The 7,626-nt window shown below is 69.7% G+C and carries 7 protein-coding genes; 2 read left to right on the top strand and 5 right to left on the bottom strand.

The window, feature by feature from the left end; genetic code table 11:
- The coding region (locus ACRDPS_RS13090; RefSeq protein ID WP_431502081.1) for a hypothetical protein at positions 1–404 on the bottom strand (404 nt) is incomplete at its 3' end.
- A 264-nt stretch (positions 405–668) separates the two neighbouring features.
- On the opposite strand from ACRDPS_RS13090, the gene ACRDPS_RS13085 reads away from it, so the two are divergent.
- Entirely contained in the window at positions 669–1,829 is a 1,161-nt protein-coding gene (locus ACRDPS_RS13085) for a glycosyltransferase family 4 protein (protein WP_431502080.1), read from the top strand.
- Here the strand turns inward: ACRDPS_RS13085 and ACRDPS_RS13080 are convergent.
- From ACRDPS_RS13080 to ACRDPS_RS13065, 4 genes are all read right to left on the bottom strand, one after another.
- Positions 1,804–2,943 carry an LOG family protein gene (locus ACRDPS_RS13080; protein WP_431502079.1) on the bottom strand — a complete coding sequence of 380 codons (1,140 nt, stop codon included), beginning with the start codon at positions 2,941–2,943 and terminating at the stop codon, positions 1,804–1,806. The two genes, ACRDPS_RS13085 and ACRDPS_RS13080, sit on opposite strands and share 26 nt — an antisense overlap.
- A 75-nt stretch (positions 2,944–3,018) precedes the next feature.
- The gene (locus tag ACRDPS_RS13075) at positions 3,019–3,906 is read right to left on the bottom strand and encodes a serine protein kinase RIO (protein WP_431502078.1); all 888 of its coding nucleotides are present in this window, start codon (positions 3,904–3,906) and stop codon (positions 3,019–3,021) included.
- Between the two features lie 189 nt (positions 3,907–4,095).
- Complete coding sequence (locus tag ACRDPS_RS13070; RefSeq protein ID WP_431502077.1) at positions 4,096–5,496, bottom strand: NAD(P)/FAD-dependent oxidoreductase; 1,401 nt, start codon at positions 5,494–5,496, stop codon at positions 4,096–4,098.
- Between the two features lie 79 nt (positions 5,497–5,575).
- Positions 5,576–6,046 (bottom strand): Lrp/AsnC family transcriptional regulator, encoded by a 471-nt coding sequence (locus ACRDPS_RS13065; RefSeq protein WP_431502076.1) that lies wholly within the window; start codon positions 6,044–6,046, stop codon positions 5,576–5,578.
- A gap of 123 nt (positions 6,047–6,169) precedes the next feature.
- On the opposite strand from ACRDPS_RS13065, the gene ACRDPS_RS13060 reads away from it, so the two are divergent.
- Complete coding sequence (locus tag ACRDPS_RS13060) at positions 6,170–7,558, top strand: NAD(P)/FAD-dependent oxidoreductase (RefSeq protein WP_431502075.1); 1,389 nt, start codon at positions 6,170–6,172, stop codon at positions 7,556–7,558.
- The last annotated feature ends 68 nt before the right edge of the window (positions 7,559–7,626 follow it).

Below are 7,626 nucleotides of genomic sequence, written 5' to 3'. Positions count from 1 at the left end.
TCCATGTTGTCGCCGCCCTGGAAGAACACCTCGGGTGCCCAGCCCCACTTGCCGTTGTCGGCCATCGTGTAGGCGAACCAGTCGTTGTAGTAGCCGCCGTACTTGTAGGGGTCATACTTCGTGACCCGCTTCTGGCAGACGTACCAGTCGTTGCCCGAGGCCTCGATCCAGCCGACGATCGCCGGCGGGCTGGCGTTGAGGTTGTAGACCGGGATGTCGTTGGTCCCGGACATGCCCCAGTCGGGACAGGTCTGGACGTAGCGGTCGACGCCGTCGTGCCAGTAGCGCGCCAGGCAGGGGGTCGCGTCGTAGGCGTTGGCGGGTGAGCTGGAGAAGGCGACCAGGCCGCCACCCAGGGCGACCGCGGCGCCGAGCGCGGCCAGCGCGTGTCGTACGAGATTCATTGTGACTCCTTTGTCGCATCAGAGTTGTCGCCTCGGTGCCGTCCGAGAGCCGGCGAGACGTTGGCGAGCCTAGGAACGCGGGCTGACCAGGATCTGTCGGAGATCGGCGTCTGGTGACAGATTTCTGAGAGTTACGCGACGTTTCCGCTGGTGACACCAGCAGGACTATCTGTCGCCCGGCACAGAACTCTGGCCACGGGAGGTTCACCGACCTGTCAACCAAGTCGGGGGTCACGTTGCGAGACGACGCCCACGATCAGGAACATGAGCATCAGCCTCGATCGGGTCCCGCTGGTCGCAGCCAACGCAGAGCCGCTCCGCGTCCTCATCGTCACGGAGTCGTTCCTGCCCCAGGTCAACGGCGTGACCAACTCCGTACGCCGCGTGCTGGAACACCTCTCCGTCGACGGCCACACGGTCGAGGTCGTGGCGCCCACCGGTCCGAGCGAGTACGCCGGGTTCCCGGTGACCCGCACCCGCGGGGCGACCTTCTGGGTCTACAAGGACTTCCGGGTCGGCGTCGAGACGCGACGCAGGCTGCGCTCGGTGATCCGCAGGTTCGCCCCGGATGTCGTCCATGTCGCCTCCCCGGCGCTGCTCGGGCGGCAGGCGGTGCATGTCGCCAAGGAGCTCGGGATCCCGAGCGTGGCGATCTACCAGACCGACCTGGTCGGGTTCTGGGACAAGTACAAGGCCGTCGGTGGCCCGCAGGCCGCCGCGATGCTCACCCGGCAGGCGCACTCGGCCGCCGACCGCACCCTGGCGCCGAGCTCCTCGGCGCTGACCCAGCTCGAGGGCCTCGGCGTCCAGCGCACCGGGCTGTGGCCGCGCGGCGTCGATGTCGAGCTCTTCCACCCCAGCCGCATCGACCACGACCTGCGTACGCGGCTGGCGCCCAACGGGGAGACCATCGTCGGCTACGTCGGCCGTCTGGCCCAGGAGAAGGAGCTGCACCTGCTCGCGGCGCTCGCCCGCAACCCGGCGTACAAGGTCGTGCTCGTCGGCGGCGGCCCGCAGGAGCGTGAGCTTCGACAGCTGCTCCCGAACGCGACCTTCATGGGCGTGCTGCAGGGAGACGAGCTGGGAGCCGCGTACGCCTCGCTCGACGTCTTCGTGCACACCGGCTCGCACGAGACGTTCTGCCAGGCGGTCCAGGAGGCGCTCGCCTCCGGGGTCCCGGTGGTCGCGCCGCGCTCGGGAGGGCCGCTGGATCTGGTCGCCGAGGGCGTCACCGGGTTCTTCTACGAGCCGGGCAGCCGCGACGACCTCGGCTCGCACGTCGCGCAGCTCCACAACGACCCGCAGCTGCGACTGCGGATGGGTCGCGAGGCACGCAAGAGCGTCGCGCACAAGTCATGGGGCGCGGTGAACGCGGCCCTGGTGGACCACTATCGCGACGTCATCCGGGCGCGCTCGCTGGCCTGATCTCTGCTCTGATCTCTGGCCTGATGACGTCAAGCACCTCCTCGGCGGTGTCGACGAGGTGGACGTGGCCCTCCATCGCTCGGCCGCGGGCGAGGGCCTGCAGCAGTGGCCAGACCGGCAGCTGCTCGGTCCAATAGCTGCGCCCGACCAACACCATCGGCGCGACCGCGCTCGTGTCGGCGTAGTAGTTCTCGCAGGCGTCCTGGAAGACCTCCTGCACGGTGCCGCCGGCGCCCGGCAGGAAGACGATGCCGCCGTCGCAGACCTCCAGCAGCACCGCCTCGCGGGTGGCGTTGCGGAAGTACTTCGCGATCGCGCCCGCGAACACGTTCGGCGGCTCGTGGCCGTAGTGCCACGTCGGGATCCCCAACGACCTTCCCGGCCGGCCCTCGAACCCTTCGCGTACGCCGAGGGCCACCTGCGCCCACTCGCGCACCGATGGCCGGAAGGACGGCACGGTCGCCAGGGTCTCGAGCGCATCCTCGAGGACCGTCTTGGGCGCACCGGCGAGGAAGGCGCCCAGGTTGGCGGCCTCCATCGCACCCGGGCCGCCGCCGGTGGCGACCACGTGATGGCTGGCCAGGTGCTGGGAGAGACGCGCGGCCGCTGCGTACGCCTCCTCGCCGCGGCGCAACGCGTGCCCGCCCATCACGCCGACGATCCGCTCGCTCTCGTCACGCCTCGCTCTCACCCACGCCTCCAGCGCAGCATCGATCGCGTGGTCGTGGAGCGTGATCGCCAGCTCGTCGTCGGCGCCGAGCGGCTGCTGCAGCCAGGCGTACGCCCTGGCGTCCAGGCTTCGCGCGTAGACCGGGTCGTCGTAGAGCTCTTCGGCGGTGTAGAGCCTGGAGCGATAGACATCCACCGGCGCCTCGGGGATCACCGGCATCACCAGCGCACCCTCGTCCTCAGCGTAGTCGCCGTCGCCGGGCGCGAACTTGCATCCCAGGAACGTCGCCCCGGCCAGCTCGGTCTCCCGCAGCGCAGCGGTGCGCGAGGTCAGGTCCAGCGACCGCAGCCGCCACCCCCGCAAGCTCCCCGCCCCCGCCGCCAGATGCCCGTCGAGCTCCTCCACCGACTCGATATCGACATGCCGCCCCCGGTGATGCTTCATGCCAGCAACCTACCCGCGGTGTGCTGCCGGACGTGCGCCATAGCGCACCTTTGGCAGCACACCGCCGACTCGGCGTCAGAAGGCGTGGGCCATCAGGTCGGCGTAGACCTCCTGCTCGTCTACCTCTAGGCCCCTCGCCTGGAACCACTTCGCGACGTTGGTGATGTCGCGGAGAAGGAAGTCGAAGCCCAGGGGATTGCCGACCAGGTCGATGATCTGGGGGAGATCGATGATCACGAGGCGGTCGTGCTGGGCGAGGATGTTGTAGGGGGAGAGGTCGCCGTGGACCAGGCCCGCCTGAACCATCGTCGCGAGGGCGTCGAGCAGCCCGTCCCACCACATCTCCAGCACGTGCCGCTCGGGCCGGGTCTGGGCCAGCCGTGGCGCGGTCTCGAGCTCCCCGTTGCCGCCGTCGACCGCGATCCACTCCATCAGGATCTCGGTGCCGTCGATCTGCACGGGATAGGGCACCGGGAGGCCGAGCTCCCAGCAGCGTACGAGCGCGTTCCACTCGGCGTTGGCCCACTCGCCCTTGGCGACCTCGCGGCCGAACGTCGAGTTCTTCTTCAGCGCACGCTCGTCGCGGGAACGCTTGACCGAGCGGCCCTCGGTGTAGCTGGCGGCCCGGTGGAAGGTGCGATGGTCGGTGTCGCGGTAGCGCTTGGCGACCATCACCGCCTCCCGTTCGGGCTCGATCGGGTCGGCACGGACCAGCAGGAAGGCGTCGGCCTCCTTGCCGGTCTTGAGGATGCCGAGGTCGGTGTCGATGGCCCCCTGGGAGGTCACCAGCCAGTCCGGCCGCGGCTCCGGACCACGCGAGAGCGGCTCTACCGAGAGCCAGGTGGTCCAGCGTTGTCCGTCTTCCAGCTCGTCGTAGGCCTGGAAGTCGAAGACGAACTTCGGGTCGATTCCCGCCAGAGAGTCGGATGCGGCGGGGTCAGCGGAGATGTTCTCCTGAGTCACTTCGGGTGCTCCTGATGCGAGAGATGTTGTCTGTGGGCAGGCACAGGACGGAGACAGTCATGGGTCTGCTCCTCTCGATCAGGGGCGCCTCGTGGATGAGGATCGCCGGTCGTGGTCCATGGTGAAGGACCGCAACCGACGCATGCAACGGGTTTATCGCAACGGGTTCATCCGGCGCGGCCGGCAGGGTCAGTGGCCGCCGACCAGCGGCGCGACGGCCCGCGCGAGGAACGAGGACCTGCCGGTCGCGGACTCCTCGGCGTCGGCGGCGGTCATCGCGCTCAGCCCGGCGTTGACGCCCAGCCAGCGCAGCGGTTCCGGCTCCCAGCGCGGTGAGACGTGCCCGACCCAGGGGAGCGCGGTGAGGTCGGAGTCGGTGCCGAGGACGAGGTCGCGCAGCGTACGTCCGGCGAGGTTGGTGGTGGCCACGCCGTCGCCGACGTAGCCACCCGCGTGCGCGAGCCCGCTGGCGGGGTCGTAGCCGACCGAGGCGTGCCAGTCGCGCGGGATGCCGAGCACGCCGCCCCAGCGGTGGGTCACCTTGTGGCCGCGCACGGCCGGGAACATCTCGATCAGGGCAGCCAGCAGGCGGCGGTGGGTGCGCAGATCGGAGGCGTCCTCATGGGTGATCTTCGATCCGAAGGAGTACGGAGCGCCGCGGCCGCCGAAGACCAGCCGGTCGTCCGCGGTGCGCTGCCCGTAGATCAGCAGGTGCCGGCCGTCGGAGAACGTCTCGCGCTCCTCCAGGCCGATGCTCGACCAGACCAGGTCCGTGAGCGGCTCGGTGGCGATGATGAGGGAGCGGACCGGGATGAGCTCACGCTCGAGGCCGGACAGCGTCGGGGTGTAGCCCTCGGTGGCGCGTACGACGACGTCTGCGGTGACCACGCCGGTCCCATCGAGGCGGGGCTCGGTCAGCACCCGGTGCGGCTCGATCGCGGTGACCCGGGTCTGCTCATAGATCGTGACCCCGCGGGCCTCGACGGCGCGGGCCAGGCCGCGGACCAGCTTGGCCGGATGGATCGAGGCGCAGTCGGGGGTGTAGGTGGCGCCCAGGGTGCCGATCGCGGCGAGCCGCTGCTCGGCGCCGGCGCGGTCCAGCAGGGTGAGCTCGCCGTCGCCGAGGCCCCAGGAGCGGGCGTGCTCGACCTCCTGCCGGGCGCGGTCGAGCTGGGCGGCCGTGCGGGCGACGGTGACCGTGCCGCCCTTGGCGATGTCGGCCTCGATGCCTTCCGCGGCGGCGACCCTGATCACCTCGTCGACGGTCGCCCGCATCGCCCGGTCCTGGGCGAGGGCGGCCTCGCGGCTCGAGCCCGCGGCGACCTTGTCGAGCGAGGCGGGGAAGAGGGCCGAGCACCAGCCGCCGTTGCGGCCCGATGCCCCGAAGCCCGCGACCTCGGCCTCGAGCACCGCGATCCGAAGCTCGGGCCTGGCCTCGGCCAGGTAGTAGGCCGTCCACAGGCCGGTGTAGCCCGCCCCCACGATCGCGACATCGACCTCGATGTCACCCGTCAGCGCCGGGCGGGGCTCCCAGGAGTCGCCCGCGGTCTCGTGCCACAGGCTGATGTTGGCGTACGCGGAGCGGCTCATCGGGCCACCTCCGTAGCGCAATCGCCAGAATACGGATGTGGCCCGATGAAAGGTTCACTGATCGCTCGCCGGCGCTCGCTCATCTGACTCCCCAGGCGTAGGTCTGCTTGTGGAGGTGGAGGTACATGAACGTCTCGGTGCTCACCACGCCGTCGATGGCCCGGATCTTGTTGGAGATGAGGTCGAGGAGGGCCTCGTCGCTCTCGGCGACGACCTCGACGAGCAGGTCGTAGGAGCCGGCGGTGATGACGATGTAGTCGACCTCGTCGAGCTTGTCGAGGTCCTCGGCGATCGCCTCGACGGGCCCGGAGGTGCGTACGCCGATCATCGCCTGCCGTGCGAACCCGAGCTCGAGCGGGTCGGTGACGGCGACGACCTGCATGACGCCGCCGTCGATGAGGCGCTGCACGCGCTGCCGCACCGCCGCCTCGCTCAGCCCGACCTCCTTGCCGATCGCGGCATAGCTGCGCCGGCCGTCCTGCTGGAGCTGCTCGATGATCAGCTTGTTGACCTCATCGAGGTGAGCTCCCCCGTTGTGCTTGCGAGTCATGTCGTCAGTCAACCTTTTGCGATCAGCGACATGCAACGAAATCCGTCGTGTGTAACGAACTATTTCCATGATTCCGTACGCATTGTGTGGCTGGAGGCTCCCGAGCTTGCCATAGTTGGCGAGGTGAGCCATGTGTCGCTGACCGATGCCGAGCCTGCCGTCTACTGGCTGGACGACCCCGCGAAACCCGCGCCGCTACCGCCGTTGCTCGGGGTGGCGGCAGCCGATCTCGTGGTCGTCGGCGGTGGCTACTCGGGACTGTGGACCGCGCTGCTGGCCCGGGTGCGGTTTCCGTCGTGGTCGGTGCTGGTCCTCGAGGCCGGGCAGTGCGGCGACCAGGCCTCGGGTCGCAACGGCGGCTTCGCCGAGGCGTCCCTGACCCACGGGTTCTGGAACGGACTGGAGCGCTGGCCGGCCGAGCTCGCGACGCTGGACCGGCTGGGCCAGGACAACCTCACCGAGATGGGCTCGACCATCGAGGAGCTCGGGATCGACTGCGACTGGCAGCTCGCCGGCGCACTGAACGTCGCCACCCGGCCGCACGAGGTCGACGACCTCGCCGAGTGGTCCACCGCCCTGACCGAGCACGGGATCGCCCACAGGCTGCTGGACGAGACCGGCGTACGCGAAGAGATCTCCTCGCCGACCTACCTCGGTGGCCTGGAGGTGCTCGGCGACACCGCCACGGTGGAGCCGGCAAGGCTGGCGTGGGGTCTGCGACAGGCCTGTCTGGACGCGGGGGTGGAGATCCACGAGGGCTCCCCGGTCACCGGTCTCGCCCGCGACGGAGCCGGCATGCGGGTCTCGACGATCGCGGGGTCGGTCCGGGCCGGGCGCGTCGCGCTGGCCACCAACGCCTTCCCGCCGCTGCTGCGACGCCTGCGGATGATGACGGTGCCGGTCTACGACTACGTACTCATGTCCGAGCCGCTCTCCCCGGAGCAGATGGCCGCCATCGGCTGGACGAGCCGGCAGGGCGTCAGCGACTCCGCCAACCACTTCCACTACTACCGCCTGACCAGGGACAACCGGATCCTGTGGGGTGGCTACGACGCGGTCTACCATTTCGGCTCGAAGATCTCCCCGGAGCTGGAGACGGGACCGACCCACGCGAGGCTGGCGACCCACTTCTTCGAGACCTTCCCGCAGCTCGAAGGGCTGCGGTTCACCCACCGCTGGGCCGGTGTGATCGACACCTGCACCCGATTCTCGGCGTTCTTCGGGAAGGCGTACGCCGGCCGCGTCGCCTATGCCCTCGGCTACACCGGTCTCGGCGTCGGTGCCACCCGCTTCGGCGCCCAGGTCATGCTCGACCTCCTCAGCGGTGAGCAGACGGAGCGTACGTCCCTGGAGATGGTGCGCTCCAAGCCGTTGCCGTTCCCGCCCGAGCCGGCCCGGTATGCGGGCATCTCGATGATGGTCCGCTCGCTCGGCAAGGCCGACGCCAACGGCGGTCGCCGCGACCTGTTCCTGCGGACGATGGACCGGCTGGGGCTGGGGTTCGACTCCTAAGGCTGGTCGATAAGTCTTGTGAGCGAGGTCCCCTCGGCGCCCACGCAAGTCGACCGCACCTTGTGAAG

Origin of the sequence: Nocardioides sp., assembly GCF_050699375.1 — a bacterium.
Lineage (GTDB): Bacteria > Actinomycetota > Actinomycetes > Propionibacteriales > Nocardioidaceae > Nocardioides.
This window is presented reverse-complemented; position numbering and strand designations above follow the sequence as displayed.

What these genes read in the sequence shown, in the direction of transcription:
- ACRDPS_RS13070 (WP_431502077.1), bottom strand. Translation starts at nt 5,496, where the DNA reads ATGAGCCGCTCCGCGTACGCCAACATCAGCCTGTGGCACGAGACCGCG.
- ACRDPS_RS13085 (WP_431502080.1), top strand. Translation starts at nt 669, where the DNA reads ATGAGCATCAGCCTCGATCGGGTCCCGCTGGTCGCAGCCAACGCAGAG.
- ACRDPS_RS13080 (WP_431502079.1), bottom strand. Translation starts at nt 2,943, where the DNA reads ATGAAGCATCACCGGGGGCGGCATGTCGATATCGAGTCGGTGGAGGAG.
- ACRDPS_RS13065 (WP_431502076.1), bottom strand. Translation starts at nt 6,046, where the DNA reads ATGACTCGCAAGCACAACGGGGGAGCTCACCTCGATGAGGTCAACAAG.